The organism is Escherichia sp. WS338 (assembly GCF_046486405.1).
GTDB lineage: Bacteria > Pseudomonadota > Gammaproteobacteria > Enterobacterales > Enterobacteriaceae > Escherichia > Escherichia coli.
In genome coordinates this window covers 15,874-31,115 of record NZ_JBJQLL010000022.1, presented here as the reverse complement: position 1 = coordinate 31,115, position 15,242 = coordinate 15,874, and the positions used below count along the sequence as shown (strand labels likewise).

12 protein-coding genes are annotated in these 15,242 nt (G+C 48.9%); 5 read left to right on the top strand and 7 right to left on the bottom strand.

Features of this window, described 5'->3' with window-relative positions; translation table 11 throughout:
* Positions 1-103 precede the first annotated feature (103 nt).
* Together avtA and malS are read right to left on the bottom strand one after the other, a co-directional pair.
* On the bottom strand, positions 104-1,357 hold the full coding sequence (gene avtA, locus ACJHWT_RS17935) for a valine--pyruvate transaminase (protein ID WP_000144359.1): 1,254 nt from the start codon (positions 1,355-1,357) through the stop codon (positions 104-106).
* A gap of 177 nt (positions 1,358-1,534) precedes the next feature.
* Positions 1,535-3,565: an alpha-amylase gene (gene malS, locus ACJHWT_RS17930; protein WP_000761240.1), complete on the bottom strand. Its 2,031-nt coding sequence runs from the start codon at positions 3,563-3,565 to the stop codon at positions 1,535-1,537.
* A gap of 319 nt (positions 3,566-3,884) precedes the next feature.
* Between malS and ACJHWT_RS17925 the strand changes: the two genes are divergently transcribed.
* The gene (locus ACJHWT_RS17925; protein WP_001297957.1) at positions 3,885-4,709 is read left to right on the top strand and encodes a protein bax; all 825 of its coding nucleotides are present in this window, start codon (positions 3,885-3,887) and stop codon (positions 4,707-4,709) included.
* A 107-nt stretch (positions 4,710-4,816) separates the two neighbouring features.
* Here ACJHWT_RS17925 and xylR read toward each other — a convergent pair whose 3' ends face one another.
* From xylR to xylF, 4 genes are all read right to left on the bottom strand, one after another.
* Positions 4,817-5,995: a D-xylose utilization transcriptional activator XylR gene (gene xylR, locus ACJHWT_RS17920; RefSeq protein WP_000494490.1), complete on the bottom strand. Its 1,179-nt coding sequence runs from the start codon at positions 5,993-5,995 to the stop codon at positions 4,817-4,819.
* Positions 5,996-6,072: 77 nt separating this feature from the next.
* Positions 6,073-7,254, bottom strand: a complete 1,182-nt coding sequence (gene xylH, locus ACJHWT_RS17915) for a xylose ABC transporter permease XylH (protein ID WP_000045986.1) — start codon at positions 7,252-7,254, stop codon at positions 6,073-6,075.
* Positions 7,232-8,773 (bottom strand): D-xylose ABC transporter ATP-binding protein, encoded by a 1,542-nt coding sequence (xylG, locus tag ACJHWT_RS17910; protein ID WP_001146506.1) that lies wholly within the window; start codon positions 8,771-8,773, stop codon positions 7,232-7,234. The genes xylH and xylG overlap by 23 nt, the downstream gene beginning before the upstream one ends.
* Before the next feature lie 77 nt (positions 8,774-8,850).
* Complete coding sequence (gene xylF, locus ACJHWT_RS17905; protein ID WP_001296518.1) at positions 8,851-9,843, bottom strand: D-xylose ABC transporter substrate-binding protein; 993 nt, start codon at positions 9,841-9,843, stop codon at positions 8,851-8,853.
* 365 nt (positions 9,844-10,208) lie between these two features.
* Between xylF and xylA the strand changes: the two genes are divergently transcribed.
* The 4 genes from xylA to yiaA all read left to right on the top strand — a co-directional run bounded on the left by xylA (position 10,209) and on the right by yiaA (position 14,050).
* Entirely contained in the window at positions 10,209-11,531 is a 1,323-nt protein-coding gene (gene xylA, locus ACJHWT_RS17900; RefSeq protein WP_001149573.1) for a xylose isomerase, read from the top strand.
* A 71-nt stretch (positions 11,532-11,602) separates the two neighbouring features.
* Complete coding sequence (gene xylB, locus ACJHWT_RS17895; RefSeq protein ID WP_000275372.1) at positions 11,603-13,057, top strand: xylulokinase; 1,455 nt, start codon at positions 11,603-11,605, stop codon at positions 13,055-13,057.
* A gap of 168 nt (positions 13,058-13,225) precedes the next feature.
* Positions 13,226-13,567 (top strand): inner membrane protein YiaB, encoded by a 342-nt coding sequence (gene yiaB, locus ACJHWT_RS17890; protein ID WP_001296517.1) that lies wholly within the window; start codon positions 13,226-13,228, stop codon positions 13,565-13,567.
* Positions 13,568-13,612: 45 nt separating this feature from the next.
* Positions 13,613-14,050: an inner membrane protein YiaA gene (yiaA, locus tag ACJHWT_RS17885; protein ID WP_001296516.1), complete on the top strand. Its 438-nt coding sequence runs from the start codon at positions 13,613-13,615 to the stop codon at positions 14,048-14,050.
* A 40-nt stretch (positions 14,051-14,090) separates the two neighbouring features.
* On the opposite strand, the gene wecH is transcribed toward yiaA, so the two are convergent.
* On the bottom strand, positions 14,091-15,086 hold the full coding sequence (wecH, locus tag ACJHWT_RS17880; protein WP_001182665.1) for an O-acetyltransferase WecH: 996 nt from the start codon (positions 15,084-15,086) through the stop codon (positions 14,091-14,093).
* Between the last annotated feature and the right edge of the window lie 156 nt (positions 15,087-15,242).

The window sequence follows — 15,242 nt, the reverse complement described above, 5'->3', positions numbered from 1 at the left end:
GCCGGATGCGGCTAAAACGCCTTATCCGGCCTACAAATTCTACCAAATTCAATATATTGCAGAAATCATGTAGGCCTGATAAGCGTAGCGCATCAGGCAATTTTTAGTGACTTTCAGCCCAGGCTCTTTCTATCTCTTCTGCCAGAATCTTCACACCCGCCTCAATTTTCTCCGGCTCCGGCACGTAGTTCATGCGCATACATTGATGTGTATGTGGCCACGGTTTATCCAGCCCTGGGAAGAAGTTGTGCCCCGGCACCATCAGCACGCCGCGTGCTTTCAGGCGCTGATAGAGCTGCTCGGTCGTAATGGGCAAATCCTTAAACCATAGCCAGAGGAAAATGGCTCCTTCCGGTTTATGAATCAGGCAGCGATCTTCCGGTAAATAGCGGCGAATGATGGCGATAGTTTCCTGAACACGCTGGTAGTAAAACGGTTTGATGACTGTTTCAGACAGGCGCAGCAGATCGTTACGCTTAATCATTTCACACATCATCGCCGGACCAATACCGCCAGGTGCCAGGCTGATAATGCCGTTCATATTGGTGATGGCGGTGATGATTTTTTCATTGGCGATGATAATGCCGCAGCGGGAGCCAGGTAGACCCAGCTTGGAAAGACTCATGCACAGTACGATATTCGGATTCCACAGCGGGCGCGCTTCGCTGAAGATGATACCCGGGAACGGGACGCCATAAGCGTTATCAATCACCAGCGGAATGCCATGTTGATTCGCCAGCGCGTCAAGCTTCAGCAACTCTTCGTCAGTAATCACATTGCCTGTTGGATTCGTCGGCCGGGAGACGCAAATCATCCCGGTTTCTTCGCCAATATGCAGATGCTCAAAATCGACGTGGTATTTAAACTGGCCTTCCGGCAGCAGTTCAATATTCGGACGCGCAGAGACAAACAGATCTTCTTCCAGTCCGGCGTCAGCGTAGCCAATGTATTCCGGTGCCAGCGGAAACAGCACTTTTTTGACCCGACCATCGGCACGGCGTCCGGCGAAAAGATTAAATAAGTAGAAAAACGCGCTCTGGCTGCCGTTTGTTAGTGCAATATTCTGTGGTTCGATATCCCAACCCAACTTCTCGCGCAGCATTCCGGCAAGCAGTGTGAGTAGCTCCGTTTTCCCCTGTGGACCGTCGTAATTGCACAGTGCATCAGTCGCTTTGCCACTTTCCAGCATGTCGGTCAGTAGCGTCTGGAAGTAGTCCTGCATTTCCGGGATCTGCGCCGGATTACCGCCGCCGAGCATAATCGCGCCGGGCGTGCGTAAACCGTCGTTCAGATCTTCCATCAGCAGCGTAATGCCGGAGTGGCGGGTAAATTTGTCACCAAAAAGGGAGAATGTCATAGCGGGATATCTGTCGAACTCTGTAGCAAGGAAGGTAACAATAACGCTACATTTGCTGGGGTGCAAATCGCTCTGTTGAAGAGGGAGCGGTGCTTTATCCTGCAACGCTGATTAGAGCTGACATTTTATCCTGGTTGGCGGCTTCCCGAGGTACTGACGAACGGGAAGCCGGAAAAGTCACTGTTGCCCAGCCCAGATGACCAGCACTTTATCGTCGCCATGCTCACGAACAAAGCCGTAGCCCTGCTTCAGTGAAAGTGTCGTTTGTTTGCCCTCGCCAATTGCGGGATGGCGGGCGCGGAACTGGCTGATTTTCTGCCAGTGCGCGACGCTGGCGGCAGATTTACCGCTAACATCCTGCCAGTTCATATCCGAACGCGTACCTTGCAGCGGATCCGAACCGGTGGGGCCGAACGGACGCGAGGATTCATCACCATAAAAGATTTGTACCGCGCCTGGCGCTAATAATAATAACTCTGCTGCTTTGTCGCCTCCTTCACGGAACAGGCGGGTATCATGCGACGAGAGGTAGCTCAACACGTTGAAATCCTGCAATTTCTCCGCCATTTGCTGCCAGGTCGTATCCATCTGCGCCAGACAATCGACTGCTTTAGCCGCCTGCTCCTGATAATCGAAATTGATCATCGCATCGAAGCCGTGGCGATAGTAGTCACTTTGCATCACGCCGTGGCCCCAGGCTTCACCGGTCATCCAGAACGGTTTGTCATCTAATGTTTTGTCGGGGTTAGCTTTTTTCCATTCGCGAAGTGCGGCGCTGGCTTCGGTTTTCAGTTGCTGCCAGGCGGGCAACTCAACATGTTTGGCGGTGTCGACCCGAAAACCATCAATCCCATAGTCGCGAACCCACTGACTTAACCAGTGGGTTAAGTAATCGCGAGGGGTAAAACCGTCGATGACTTTAGCGTGGGTATCCGTTTTGTTTTTATAGAACACCGGCAGACCAGAAGCGGTCGTTGATTCGGTTTTGATATCCGGCAAAAAGGCCAGCGACATAGTGAGATCGTCGAATCCAGGATTGTCGTAATCGCCGATATCGGTTCTGATCCAGTTTTTTCCCCACCATTTATCCCAGCCTGTTTTGTCGCTGAAATTAATGTAATCGTTAAAGCTATGCCAGGTTTGCCCGGCGGCAGGTTTCCAGTCGCTCCAGCGTTCACCCAACGTTTTTTTCACTTCGTCACCAGAAAGATATAACGCGCCAAACTGATACTCCTGCATATCCGCCAGTGTGGCATAGCCGGTGTGGTTCATCACGACATCAAAGAGAATACGAATACCGCGCTGATGCGCGCTATCAACCAGTGTCCGTAGAGCGGCTTCACTGCCCATATTGGCATCAAGATTCGTCCAGTCCTGTGTGTAATAACCGTGGTAGGCATAATGCGGGAAATCGCCTTTTGTACCGCCGCCGACCCAGCCGTGAATTTGCTCAAATGGGGCGCTTATCCACAAAGCATTGACGCCCAGCTGCTGGAGGTAATCCAGTTTGTTGGTCAGGCCGCGTAAATCGCCGCCGTGAAAAGTGCCAATTTCTGCCATACCGTCTTTATGACGTCCGTAACTCTGGTCATTACTGGGATCGCCGTTTTCGAAACGATCTGTCAGCACAAAGTAAACCGTGGCGTTATGCCAGTCGAAAGGGGCAGGGGCGTCAGTTTCTGCCCGTTCCAGCAGGAGTAAACCGTTGCTGGTGGCAGCGGGTTGTAACGTTATTTGACCGTTCTTCACTATCGCAATTTGCTGGCTGTAATAATCCCGGACTGCGGCTCCCTCCGGAAAAGTGGCGCTGACATCCAGTGTGAGCGGTAATCCATCCCATTTCGGGCATTCACGGACCAGGCTTGCTACCGGTTCGACGGCGTTCTGGATGGAAATCATCAATGTTGGTGTACCGGAGCGGGTGTCTAGTTGCAGCGTATATTCGCCATCCCTGAACAATCGCCATTGAGGTGGCGTGTTGCTACAAGGTTGCAGGGAAAGCATCTGATTGAGTTTTATCGCATCCGCAGGCTGCCAGCACTGTTGGTCAAAATTTAGCGTTAGTGGACGCGTACCTTTGGGCAACTGCGCGTGGCTGACAAATGTTCCCGTCCCCTGTTCGCTAAAGGCGGGAAACCCCGGAGAAGTCCAGCTGGCGGCAACGGCGAAGCCAGGAAGGAGTGTCAGAAAACAGGCGGCGAGTTTCATGGCGGATGAGTCCTTATTGCTGCGATTTCAGACAGTTTGCCAGCGATAAGCCAGACAAAACTCATCCCTGAGCGGTAAGTCCACAGGATGAGAAGCAAGGGTGAGCGATCGCGCACAAAAAACGGCTGAATTTTGCGATAAACCCCACATTTTCTGCGATTTAGCGCCAATCTGAATCGTTAACTCGTGACATAGTTTCAGATTTGGACTATTCCTTGGGGTGCTCTTGACAGCTATTTTTGATATGATTTGAGATTCAACTCTCAAATTTGTGAAAAATATAAGGTGTTGGAATGATTAAATCCGACCAGGAGACCTGATGATTTTGACTCCCATACGACGATATGGGGCGATGATTCTTATGTTACTCACTCTGGTGTTTTCGAGTGAGGTGTTAGCGAAGACGCACACAACAACAGCGAGTCAAAAGTCCCACTTAACTAAAGCTAGTAATAAACAGGTAAGCAGTAAACAAGAGTATTCTCGCAATAGTGCAAAGAGTAGTTCACTTCCTGATTTGCGAAAATACCCTTCCGGAACACCAAGGAAAAAGGCGTTTCTCCGGACCGTAATGCCTTACATTACCAGCCAAAATGCAGCCATTACTGCGGAACGTAACTGGCTGATTTCAAAACAGTATCAGGGCCAATGGTCACCTGCTGAGCGTGCGCGTCTGAAAGACATCGCCAAACGCTACAAGGTGAAATGGTCTGGTAATACGCGAAAAATCCCGTGGAATACCTTGCTCGAACGCGTAGACATTATCCCCACCAGTATGGTGGCGACGATGGCTGCAGCAGAAAGCGGTTGGGGAACGTCGAAGCTGGCGCGCAACAACAACAATCTGTTCGGCATGAAATGCATGAAAGGACGTTGTACTAATGCGCCGGGTAAAGTGAAGGGGTACTCACAGTTTAGTTCTGTCAAAGAATCGGTGAGCGCCTATGTTACTAACCTGAATACGCATCCGGCTTACTCTTCGTTCCGTAAATCGCGTGCACAGCTGCGTAAAGCGGATCAGGAAGTGACTGCCACAGCGATGATTCACAAGTTGAAGGGCTACTCGACCAAAGGGAAGAGTTATAACAACTACCTGTTCGCAATGTACCAGGATAACCAACGGTTAATCGCGGCACATATGTAATTGCATTTCCTCGAGCCTTATCCGACTTGTCAGTCGGATAAGGCTTTTGCTCGCATCAGGTGGTTGTGCTGAGTTACCTGATGCGACGCCGACAATTCTCATCATCGCTACAACATGACCTCGCTATTTACATCGCGATACTCTTTTGGCGTCGTGTCATATGCTTTTTTAAAAACAGAGTAGAAATATTGCAGCGATGGATAACCGCACATTTGCGATATCTCATTGATCGACAAGGTGGTTGAAATCAGCAGACTGCGCGCTTTCTCCAGCTTCTCGGCATGAATCATGGCATGGATGGTTTCACCCACCTCTTCTTTAAAACGCTTCTCAAGATTGGAGCGTGATATGCCCACCGCATCGAGTACCTGATCCACTTTAATCCCTTTACAGGCGTGATTACGAATGTAATGCATGGCCTGAATAACGGCGGGATCGGTCAGCGAGCGGTAATCTGTTGAGCGCCGTTCAATGACGCGAACTGGTGGGACCAAAATCCGCTGTAGCGGCATTTCTTCTTTATCTAATAATCGATGCAACAGTTTTGCCGCCTGATAGCCCATTTGCCGCGCGCCCTGAGCGACCGAAGAAAGGGCGACACGCGACAGATAGCGGGTCAGTTCTTCGTTATCGATGCCAATCACGCATAATTTTTCCGGTACGGGAATATGTAGATGTTCACATACTTGCAGAATATGCCGCGCCCGGGCGTCAGTAACGGCAATAATCCCGGTTTGCGGTGGCAGCGTTTGTAGCCAGTCTGCCAGCCGATTTTGCGCATGTTGCCAGTTCTCTGGCGCGGTTTCTAACCCCTGATAAACCACTCCGCGATACTTTTCTTCGGCGACAAGCTGACGAAATGCATATTCGCGTTCAGTGGCCCAACGTTTGCCGCTTGATTCCGGAAGACCATAAAAAGCAAAGCGGTTAACGCCTTTCTCTTTTAAATGCAAAAATGCGCTTTCAACCAGCGCATAGTTATCGGTGGCAATGTAATGAACGGGTGGGTAACTTTCTGCAAGGTGATACGAGCCGCCAACCCCAACAATAGGGACGTGGACATCAGCCAGCGCTTGCTCGATCTGTTTGTCGTCGAAGTCGGCAATGACGCCATCTCCCAACCAGTCCTTGATTTTATCAATGCGGGCGCGGAAATCTTCTTCAATGAAAATATCCCATTCCGATTGTGACGCCTGTAAATATTCCCCTACGCCTTCTACTACCTGCCGGTCATAGGCTTTATTGGCATTGAACAGTAATGTGATGCGGTGACGTTTAGTAAACATGGTTCTTTTCCTGCTGAATCATGCAAAAACTCAAAACCGGTAATACGTTACCGGCTTTGAGAAAATTTTTATCAAAATCAAGAACGGCGTTTGGTTGCGGAGTCCATCCATACTGCCAGCAACAGAATCGCACCTTTAACGATATACTGCCAGAAGGTCGGTACATCCATCATACTCATGCCGTTATCCAGTGAAGCCATGATGAATGCCCCCATTACCGCTCCGGCAACGCTTCCCACACCGCCAGCCAGACTGGTGCCGCCAATCACGCATGCGGCAATTGCGTCCAGTTCGGCGATATTTCCCGCAGAAGGTGAACCAGCGCCAAGTCGAGAACTGAGGATTAATCCGGCGATAGCGACCATTAATCCGTTAATAGCGAATACGGCAAGTTTGGTGCGTTCAACGTTAATCCCGGAGAGACGTGCTGCTTCCAGATTGCCGCCGATGGCATAAATGCGTCGTCCAAATGCCGTCCGCGTTGCCATAAACATTCCGCCGAGTAACAGCAACGTCAGCAGCAGAACGGGAGTGGGAACGCCACGGTAATCGTTCAACAGCCAGATTGCGCCTAAGACGATAATCGCCGTTAATGACTGGCGACCGACAACTGCGGTAGAGGCCGGAGACTGCAAACCCAAAGCCTGACGGCGCATTCTTCCGCGCCATTGCCAGCCAACAAAAGCCATTAAGCCAAGCGCGCCAATGATGAAGCCGGTGCTGGCGGGTAGATAGCTTTGCCCAATTTGTGACATCGCGGCGCTGGTGGGGGATACAGTCGTGCCGTTGGTGATGCCAATGAGTATGCCGCGAAATGCCAACATGCCCGCGAGGGTGACAATAAATGAAGGGACTTTGCGGTACGCTACCCACCATCCGTTCCAGGCACCGAGAAGCAGTCCCAGAACCAAAGTCACAATGATGGTCAGTGGCAAAGGCCAGCCTAGCCAGACGTCACAAATCGCCGCGACGCCACCTAATAGCCCCATCATTGAGCCGACGGAAAGGTCGATTTCAGCAGAAATTATGACGAACACCATTCCTACTGCGAGGATGCCGGTAATCGCGGTCTGGCGTAACAGGTTGGAGACGTTACGGGCGCTTAAGTAGGCACCATCGGTGGTCCAGGTAAAGAACAGCATGATTGCGATGATAGCTGCAATCATCACGAAGACCTGCAAATTCAGTGACTTCAGCCCGGAAAAGCCACCGGATGTCGGTACGGCCAATTTCACTTCAGACGGATTGCTTTTCGACATGATGTTCGCTCCTCAATGCGGCTTCCATCACCTGCTCCTGAGTCAGGTTATGATTTATCAGGTTGGCTTTTAGTTTCCCTTCATGCATCACCAGTACACGATCGCTAAGGCCGAGCACTTCAGGTAATTCGGAAGAGATGACAATAACGGCAATACCCTGCTGGACGAGTTGGTTAATTAATTTGTAGATCTCGTATTTCGCGCCAATATCGATACCCCTGGTAGGTTCATCAAGAATGAGAATGCGCGGGTTGAGTAACAGACAGCGAGCGAGGATCGCTTTTTGTTGATTGCCGCCGCTCAAACATCCAATAGCAAGGTCGGGGGACGACGTTTTAACTTTGAGTTGCTGGATTGATTCCAGAATACATTTTTGCTCTGCCGCGTCATCAAGCTGGCTAATACCGCCGGTAAATTTATTGAGTGCGGCGAGGGTAATATTTTTACCAACCGCCATTACCGGAACGATGCCGTCGCGCTTTCTGTCTTCGGGGACCATCGCAATCCCCTGGGCGATGGCTTGCTGACAGTTACGAATATCTACCTGTTTGCCGTCAATATAAATTTTTCCTTCCCATTGTCCGGGCCACACACCAAACAGGCACTGAATGGTCTCGGTACGTCCGGCACCAACGAGTCCGGCAATACCCAGTATTTCGCCACGTTTCAGGGAAAACGAGACATCATTAACTCGTTTAATATGACGATTAACCGGATGCCATGCCGTCAGATGTTCAATACGTAATATTTCATCTCCGGTGGTATGTGGTTCATTTGGGTAAAGCGCGGTTAACTCTCGCCCGACCATCATGGTGATAATATCGTCTTCACTCATTCCGGCAGCATCACGCGTACCAATGTGCTGACCGTCGCGAATAACGCAAATCGTATCGGAAATCGCTTTGACTTCGTTGAGTTTATGCGAAATATAAATACAGGCGATACCGTGCTGTTGCAGATCGCGAATAATATCCAGTAAAACCGACGTTTCCTGCTCAGTTAATGAGGCTGTCGGTTCATCGAGAATTAACAAACGCACCTGTTTATTAAGTGCCTTGGCAATTTCAACCAGTTGTTGTTGCCCAAGCCCTAAATCGCCAACGCGGGTATCGGGTGAAATGGATAAACTGACCTGTGCGAGCAGCTTCTGACAGCGTAGCGTCATCAGGTCATAATCCATAATGCCATTGTGGGTTATTTCGTTACCCAGGAAGATATTTTCCAGCACGGTCAATTCTTTCACCAGGGCCAATTCCTGGTGAATGATGGCGATACCTTTGCGTTCGGTATCGCGGATGTGACTCGCCTGAATCTCTTCTCCCGCAAAAATAATTTCGCCTTCGTAGGAGCCATGGGGATAAATACCACACAGCACTTTCATCAGCGTTGATTTACCAGACCCATTTTCCCCACAGAGTGAGACGATTTCGCCAGCATTCAACCGCAAGCTGACGTTATCAATCGCCTTCACACTGCCGAAGGTTTTGGTAATGTTCTTCATTTCAAGTAGATAAGGCATAACGACTCCACCTAAGCCAATTCATTCACGCGGCATGGAGAGAAATCACGCCCCCGCTCTGCGCCGGGGCGTAACGCTTACAGCTCGCTCTCTTTGTGGAATCCGTCTTTAACTACCGTGTCTTTGATGTTGTTTTTATTCACATCGATCGGTGTCAGCAGGCGGGAGGGAACATCTTTCAGGCCATTATTCAGTGTGGTATCTGCTTTTGGTTCCTGACCATTGCCCAACTCAACGGCAATTTCTGCGGCAGTATTTGCCAACAACGTAATAGGTTTATACACCGTCATAGTTTGCGTACCGGCAGCAATACGTTTAATACCTGCGAGATCCGCATCCTGGCCGGAAATTGCTACTTTCCCTGATAAACCTTGCGCGCTTAATGCCTGAATTGCCCCACCTGCGGTGGCATCGTTTGAGGCAACTACAGCATCAATTTTGTTATTATTGGCGGTTAGCGCGTTTTCCATAATTTTCAATGCGTTTTCCGGTAACCAGCCATCAACCCATTGGTCACCAACGACTTTAATTTTTCCAGAATCAACGTAAGGTTTTAACACTTTCATTTGTCCGGCGCGGAACAGCTTAGCGTTGTTATCTACCGGCGAGCCGCCCATCAGGAAGTAATTACCTTGCGGAACAATATCGACCAGGGCTTTTGCCTGCAGTTCACCGACTTTTTCGTTATCGAAAGAAATATAAAAATCGATATCCGCATCGTTAATCATACGGTCGTAAGCTAATACTTTAATACCTTCTTGTTTGGCTTCTTTTACAACGTTACTTAATACCTGACCGTTATAAGGAATAATGACAAGAACATCGACACCCCGGTTAATCATGTTTTCAATCTGCGACATTTGTGTTTCTTCATTGCCATTTGCAGACTGTACAAATACTTTCGCGCCGAGAGATTCTGCTTTTTTCACAAAAATATCTCGATCTTTTTGCCAGCGTTCAAGACGGAGATCATCAATCGCCATACCTATTTTGACTTCTTTGGCGTGTGCCGCAACGTTGGTAAGCAGAAGTGAGGTGCAAAGGGTGAGTAGAATGTTCTTTATTTTCATGGTGTAGGGCCTTCTGTAGTTAGAGGACAGCTTTAATAAGTAACAATCACCGCGATAAACGTAACCAATTTTTAGCAACTAAACAGGGGAAAACAATTACAGATTTTTATCTTTCGATTACGATTTTTGGTTTATTTCTTGATTTATGACAGAGATCTTACTTTTGTTGCGCAATTGTACTTATTGCATTTTTCTCTTCGAGGAATTACCCAGTTTCATCATTCCATTTTATTTTGCGAGCGAGCGCACACTTGTGAATTATCTCAATAGCAGTGTGAAATAACATAATTGAGCAACTGAAAGGGAGTGCCCAATATTACGACATCATCCATCACCCGCGGCATTACCTGATTATGGAGTTCAATATGCAAGCCTATTTTGACCAGCTCGATCGCGTTCGTTATGAAGGCTCAAAATCCTCTAACCCGTTAGCATTCCATCACTATAATCCCGACGAACTGGTGTTGGGCAAGCGTATGGAAGAGCACTTGCGTTTTGCCGCCTGCTACTGGCACACCTTCTGCTGGAACGGGGCGGACATGTTTGGTGTGGGGGCGTTTAATCGTCCGTGGCAGCAGCCTGGTGAGGCACTGGCGTTGGCGAAGCGTAAAGCAGATGTCGCATTTGAGTTTTTCCACAAGTTACATGTGCCATTTTATTGCTTCCACGATGTAGATGTTTCCCCTGAGGGCGCGTCGTTAAAAGAGTACATCAATAATTTTGCGCAAATGGTTGATGTCCTGGCAGGCAAGCAAGAAGAGAGCGGCGTGAAGCTGCTGTGGGGAACTGCTAACTGCTTTACAAACCCTCGCTATGGCGCGGGTGCGGCGACGAACCCAGATCCTGAAGTCTTCAGTTGGGCGGCAACGCAAGTTGTTACAGCGATGGAAGCAACCCATAAATTGGGCGGTGAAAACTATGTCCTGTGGGGCGGTCGTGAAGGTTACGAAACGCTGTTAAATACCGACTTGCGTCAGGAGCGTGAACAACTGGGCCGCTTTATGCAAATGGTGGTTGAGCATAAACATAAAATCGGTTTCCAGGGCACGTTGCTTATCGAACCGAAACCGCAAGAACCGACCAAACATCAATATGATTACGATGCTGCGACGGTCTATGGCTTCCTGAAACAGTTTGGTCTGGAAAAAGAGATTAAACTGAATATTGAAGCTAACCACGCGACGCTGGCAGGTCACTCTTTCCATCATGAAATAGCCACCGCCATTGCGCTTGGCCTGTTCGGTTCTGTCGACGCCAACCGTGGCGATGCACAACTGGGCTGGGACACCGACCAGTTCCCGAACAGTGTGGAAGAGAATGCGCTGGTGATGTATGAAATTCTCAAAGCAGGCGGTTTCACCACTGGCGGTCTGAACTTCGATGCCAAAGTACGTCGTCAAAGTACTGATAAATATGATCTGTTTTACGGTCATATCGGCGCGATGGATACGATGGCGTTGGCGCTGAAAATTGCAGCACGCATGATTGAAGATGGCGAGCTGGATAAACGCATCGCGCAGCGTTATTCCGGCTGGAATAGCGAATTAGGCCAGCAAATCCTGAAAGGCCAAATGTCACTGGCAGATTTAGCCAAATATGCTCAGGAACACAATTTGTCTCCGGTGCATCAGAGTGGTCGCCAGGAGCAACTGGAAAATCTGGTAAATCATTATCTGTTCGACAAATAACGGCTAACTGTGCAGTCCGTTGGCCCGGTTATCGGTAGCGATACCGGGCATTTTTTTAAGGAACGATCGATATGTATATCGGGATAGATCTTGGCACCTCGGGCGTAAAAGTTATTTTGCTCAACGAGCAGGGTGAGGTGGTTGCTTCGCAAACGGAAAAGCTGACCGTTTCGCGCCCGCATCCACTCTGGTCGGAACAAGACCCGGAACAGTGGTGGCAGGCAACTGACCGCGCAATGAAAGCTCTGGGCGATCAGCATTCTCTGCAGGACGTTAAAGCATTGGGTATTGCCGGCCAGATGCACGGTGCAACCTTACTGGATGCCCAGCAACGGGTATTACGCCCTGCCATTTTGTGGAACGACGGGCGCTGTGCGCAAGAGTGCACTTTGCTGGAAGCGCGAGTTCCGCAATCGCGGGTGATTACCGGCAACCTGATGATGCCCGGATTTACTGCGCCTAAATTGCTATGGGTTCAGCGGCATGAGCCGGAGATATTCCGTCAAATCGATAAAGTATTATTACCGAAAGATTACTTGCGTCTGCGTATGACGGGGGAGTTTGCCAGCGATATGTCTGACGCAGCTGGCACTATGTGGCTGGATGTCGCAAAGCGTGACTGGAGCGATCTCATGCTGCAGGCTTGCCACTTATCTCGTGACCAGATGCCCGCATTATACGAAGGCAGCGAAATTACTGGTGCTTTGTTACCTGAAGTTGCGAAAGCGTGGGGTATGGCGGCGGTGCCAGTTATCGCAGGCGGTGGCGACAATGCAGCTGGTGCGGTTGGTGTGGGAATGGTTGATGCTAATCAGGCAATGTTATCGCTGGGGACGTCGGGGGTCTATTTTGCTGTCAGCGAAGGGGTCTTAAGCAAGCCAGAAAGCGCCGTACATAGCTTTTGCCATGCGTTACCGCAACGTTGGCATTTAATGTCTGTAATGCTGAGTGCGGCTTCGTGTCTGGATTGGGCCGCGAAATTAACCGGCCTGAGCAATGTCCCTGCTTTAATCACTGCAGCTCGACAGGCTGATGAAAGTGCCGAGCCAGTTTGGTTTCTGCCTTATCTTTCCGGCGAGCGTACACCACACAATAATCCCCAGGCGAAAGGGGTTTTCTTTGGTTTGACTCATCAACATGGCCCCAATGAACTGGCGCGAGCAGTGCTGGAAGGCGTGGGTTATGCGCTGGCAGATGGCATGGATGTCGTGCATGCCTGCGGCATTAAACCGCAAAGTGTTACGTTGATTGGTGGCGGGGCGCGTAGTGAGTACTGGCGTCAAATGCTGGCGGACATCAGCGGTCAGCAACTGGATTACCGCACGGGTGGCGATGTGGGGCCAGCACTGGGCGCAGCAAGGCTGGCGCAGATTGCGGCGAATCCAGAGAAATCGCTCATTGAGTTGTTGCCGCAACTACCATTAGAACAGTCGCATCTACCAGATGCGCAGCGTTATGCCGCTTATCAGCCACGACGAGAAACGTTCCGTCGCCTCTATCAGCAACTTCTGCCATTAATGGCGTAAACGTTATCCCCTGCCTGACCGGGTGGGGGATAATTCACATCTATATATCTCAGTAATTAATTAATATTTAGTATGAATTTATTCTGAAAATCATTTGTTAATGGCATTTTTCAGTTTTGTCTTTCGTTGGTTACTCGTAATGTATCGCTGGTAGATATGGAGATCGTTATGAAAACCTCAAAGACTGTGGCAAAACTATTATTTGTTGTCGGGGCGCTGGTTTATCTGGTTGGGCTATGGATCTCATGCCCATTGTTAAGTGGAAAAGGTTATTTTCTTGGCGTGTTAATGACGGCAACTTTTGGCAACTATGCATATCTTCGCGCAGAAAAACTTGGGCAACTGGATGATTTTTTTATCCACGTCTGTCAGTTGGTAGCGTTAATCACTATCGGTCTCTTGTTTATCGGTGTTTTAAACGCACCTATCAATGCTTATGAAATGGTGATCTACCCCATCGCCTTTTTTGTCTGCTTGTTTGGTCAAATGCGTTTGTTTCGCTCGGCATGAGCAACATAAAGTTCTTACACATTCAGGAATGAAAGGAATACTGTGATGGACAACAAAATATCAACCTATTCTCCGGCATTTAGTATTGTTTCATGGGTAGCCCTTATTGGCGGTATTGTTACCTATCTGTTAGGACTATGGAATGCAGAGATGCAGTTAAATGAAAAAGGGTATTATTTTGCCGTACTGGTATTAGGTTTGTTTTCCGCGGCGTCTTATCAAAAGACCGTTCGGGACAAGTATGAAGGCATACCTACCACCCCCATTTATTATATGACTTGCCTGACGGTCTTTATTATCTCTGTTGCGTTGTTGCTGGTAGGTCTATGGAATGCAACGTTATTACTCAGCGAAAAAGGCTTTTATGGGCTGGCTTTCTTCTTAAGCTTGTTTGGTGCAGTAGCGGTGCAGAAGAATATTCGTGATGCCGGAATAAACCCACCAAAAGAAACACAGGTTACCCAGGAAGAATACAGCGAATAATTCACATAAGCCCGGTTAGTCCAATGTAACCGGGCTTTTACTAACTCACTAATCTGTTTCTGTCGATTCGTTGTACCAGCATAGAAAGTAACAAACTCGCTGCCAACGTCGCGCAAAAGATCCAAATAATATCGAGTATTGGCCAGTTTTTAAGCTCAATCCCCCGGGTGCGCAGTGCATGGATAATCAATGCATGGAACCCGTATATACCTAACGAATGGCGGGAGATTAAGCCAAGTCCGCAAATGGTACGCGTATACAGCGTGTTTTTAACCAGAGTCAATAACGCGATTGCGCAGATAAAAACCATCGGCCCACAGTAAAGATACCAGGTATCGGCAAAATTTCCGCGCCACTGTAATTCATATAATGTCCCGCGAGAGATAATAAAAACCCCCGTCGCAAACAGTGCGGCGCTCACCCACGACAGTGCTTTATGCTGTGTGTCCATCATCCCTATAGCGCGGCCCAACATGCCATAAAGGATGTAGTAAAAAGTATCGCCATTGATATATAAGTTAATTGGCAGCCATTCAAAACCGTCGATTTTCTGCGGCACAGTATTTGGGTTAGCGATGATACCAATCACCACCATTAGCACCAGCAACATTTTTCCGCCGACGTTCTTCACCTGAATCAGCGGTGAAACCAGATAAATCACTGCAATCGCGAAGAAAAACCATAAATGGTAAAACACTGGCTTTTGCAGCAGGTTTTTCAGCGCTAACTCCACATTGATGGAGGTAAACAGCGCAATGTAGAGCAGTGCGATTGCGCTATAAAAAAGCAGACATAAGCCGATACGCAAGAAATGGCGCGGCTGGGCGCTGCGTTCGCCAAAAAAGAGATAGCCGGAAATCATGAAAAATAGCGGCACGCTGACACGAGAGGCAGAATTCAGAACATTGGCGATATCCCAGGTGACGGGGCTAACACTATGAGCATTGGTCACATACCAGGTAGTGGTGTGAATCATCACCACCATTAAACACGCTATCCCTCGCAGGTTATCAATCCAGTAAATTTTGGGCTGCATCTGTGTCTCTGTATCTGGTTAAAAAAAGTCTGACCGATAAATCATTCGGTTGGCGCACTGGAATAATCTGAGTTTTATCACTACAGCTTATAGAGGCTTAAGGAAATTCGTAAGATATCAGCCACTATACCGATATAAATAATAAGACTCACCTGC

Excerpts from the sequence above, each read along its gene's own strand:
- malS (WP_000761240.1), bottom strand. The coding sequence starts at position 3,565 with ATGAAACTCGCCGCCTGTTTTCTGACACTCCTTCCTGGCTTCGCCGTT.
- wecH (WP_001182665.1), bottom strand. The coding sequence starts at position 15,086 with ATGCAGCCCAAAATTTACTGGATTGATAACCTGCGAGGGATAGCGTGT.
- xylA (WP_001149573.1), top strand. The coding sequence starts at position 10,209 with ATGCAAGCCTATTTTGACCAGCTCGATCGCGTTCGTTATGAAGGCTCA.
- yiaA (WP_001296516.1), top strand. The coding sequence starts at position 13,613 with ATGGACAACAAAATATCAACCTATTCTCCGGCATTTAGTATTGTTTCA.
- xylR (WP_000494490.1), bottom strand. The coding sequence starts at position 5,995 with ATGTTTACTAAACGTCACCGCATCACATTACTGTTCAATGCCAATAAA.
- xylF (WP_001296518.1), bottom strand. The coding sequence starts at position 9,843 with ATGAAAATAAAGAACATTCTACTCACCCTTTGCACCTCACTTCTGCTT.
- xylH (WP_000045986.1), bottom strand. The coding sequence starts at position 7,254 with ATGTCGAAAAGCAATCCGTCTGAAGTGAAATTGGCCGTACCGACATCC.
- avtA (WP_000144359.1), bottom strand. The coding sequence starts at position 1,357 with ATGACATTCTCCCTTTTTGGTGACAAATTTACCCGCCACTCCGGCATT.
- yiaB (WP_001296517.1), top strand. The coding sequence starts at position 13,226 with ATGAAAACCTCAAAGACTGTGGCAAAACTATTATTTGTTGTCGGGGCG.
- ACJHWT_RS17925 (WP_001297957.1), top strand. The coding sequence starts at position 3,885 with ATGATTTTGACTCCCATACGACGATATGGGGCGATGATTCTTATGTTA.
- xylG (WP_001146506.1), bottom strand. The coding sequence starts at position 8,773 with ATGCCTTATCTACTTGAAATGAAGAACATTACCAAAACCTTCGGCAGT.
- xylB (WP_000275372.1), top strand. The coding sequence starts at position 11,603 with ATGTATATCGGGATAGATCTTGGCACCTCGGGCGTAAAAGTTATTTTG.